This window comes from Virgibacillus sp. 7505 (genome assembly GCF_002272135.1).
In the GTDB taxonomy this organism is placed as follows: domain Bacteria; phylum Bacillota; class Bacilli; order Bacillales; family Amphibacillaceae; genus Terribacillus.
Window position 1 is genome coordinate 1 of sequence record NZ_NPBF01000273.1, and the last position, 242, is coordinate 242.

1 pseudogene is annotated in these 242 nt (G+C 49.6%); it reads left to right on the top strand.

What is annotated here, in order from left to right:
• A pseudogene (locus tag CHH91_RS18930) lies at positions 1-242 on the top strand (peptidase dimerization domain-containing protein); the annotation flags it as partial.

Sequence of the window (242 nt, forward strand, 5' to 3'; positions counted from 1 at the left end):
CAATTATTCCTAGCAAAGCCAGTGTAAAAATCGACGCACGCCTCGTTGTGGACCAGGACCCTAAAGACATTTTTGAAAAGGTGACTGCACACGTAAAAGCACGCCGGCCTGATGCCAAGGTGACGTTTTTAGGGGCAATGGAGCCTTCCCGTACGCCAGTTGAGACAGCGATCGTCCAAAAAGCGCTAAAAGGCATTTCTGCTTGTTTTAATGAGGAGCCCCTTATCCAACCAAGCCTTGGC